The 1,487-nt window shown below is 37.8% G+C and carries 2 protein-coding genes; both read left to right on the forward strand.

Annotated features, from left to right (window positions below):
- Nucleotides 1-432 (forward strand): PepSY domain-containing protein (locus ACOVO2_RS22135; protein WP_421772060.1); only part of this gene is annotated, 432 nt, incomplete at its 5' end.
- Between the two features lie 95 nt (nucleotides 433-527).
- Nucleotides 528-1,289, forward strand: coding sequence for a sulfite exporter TauE/SafE family protein (locus ACOVO2_RS22140; protein WP_421772061.1), 762 nt, complete (start codon nucleotides 528-530; stop codon nucleotides 1,287-1,289).
- Nucleotides 1,290-1,487: the final 198 nt, after the last annotated feature.

Consider the following 1,487-nt stretch of genomic DNA (forward strand, 5'->3'; position numbering starts at 1 on the left):
AAAAAAACAGCAGGAATTTTGCCAAGTACCAAAAAAGGCTCGAATATGGAAGCCAGTAAGTGGATTTCGTTGGATAGTATTCAAACAGCCGCCCAAAAATTTGCTAAGGACAGCCTAAAACTTTCAACAGAAATAGACAGGATTGATGTTCGCCCACAAAAGGGCGTAGCTAAAATCGTTTTTACCGAGCACTTCACCGAATTACAAATTGATTGTGCAACGGGGGAAATTCTATCTATTGCTCGCCGAAATTCGGATATTATAGAGAAAATCCACGATGGTTCGATTCTGGATTTTTTCGTAAAAACCAAAAACGATGAAATCAAACTTTTTTATACAACCATTGTCTCTTTAGGCTTAATTTTGCTTTCTTTTAGTGGTTTTTGGCTTTGGTATAATCCCAAACGCATCAAAAAACAAAAGTCAGTTTAATTGTTTTATTGAGTAATTAGTGACTTGTTACTGGTTGAATAATCAATTATTTAAATCAAAAAACTTTAATCTTGTAATCCTGAAATCGCTTAATCGTGTCTATTTTTCTTGCGTGTTTGGCTGCATTTGCAGCTGGTTTTATTGATTCAATCGTTGGTGGTGGTGGATTAGTGCAAGCTCCTGCATTGTTCATTTTATTTCCTCATTATTCTGTTCCTCAGATTATTGGCACTAATCGTTTTGCTTCTTTTATGGGAACTGGCGTTGCGGGTTATCAATATTCTAAAAAAGTAAAAATCCCACTAAAAACCGTTCTGTTTGCTGGAATTGGGGCGGGTGTGATGTCGTATTCGGGAGCATTGATTTCGAGTTTGATGAGCGAACGCATCTTGAAACCAACAATTTTGGTCTTGATGACACTTATCGCTATTTATACTTACTTCAAAAAAGATTTAGGACAAGAAGACAAGCACCGTTTCGAGTTGAGTAAAATACCACTCTACGGCCTTTTAATAGGAATGACGACTGGTTTTTATAATGGTTTTGTTGGACCAGGAACGGGTAGTTTGTTGGTTTTTGGCTTTGTGAGCATCATCGGCTATAATTTTCTTACAGCCTCGGCCATCTCGAAGGTGGTCAATGTTGTGGCGGATATTTGTTCGTTGATATTTTTTGTAGCTAAAGGCTATGTGATGTTTAGCATTGCGATACCGATGATGGTCTGTAATATGGCTGGCTCGTATGTAGGCAGCCGAATGGCACTACTCCGAGGCAATGGCTTTATCAGAATCTTGTTTTTGGTAGTAGTTTTTGGCCTAATTCTGCGGTTTGGCTATGATATTTGGATGATGTATTGAGAGTAAATTTGAAGAGAATAAATATCCCGTAGGGATTAAATATCGGTAGAATGTAGATGTTACGCCCACGAATCAGCGTGCCGTAGGTACGCAACATTTCATCTTTGGGACTTTTGTGTGGGTATTTTTCCTAAGAATATATAAAAAAACAAAACCCCTACGATGTCATTCGCAGGGGTTTTTGATATGATTTAGAAT

It is taken from the genome of Emticicia sp., assembly GCF_049241225.1.
Classification (GTDB): domain Bacteria; phylum Bacteroidota; class Bacteroidia; order Cytophagales; family Spirosomataceae; genus Emticicia.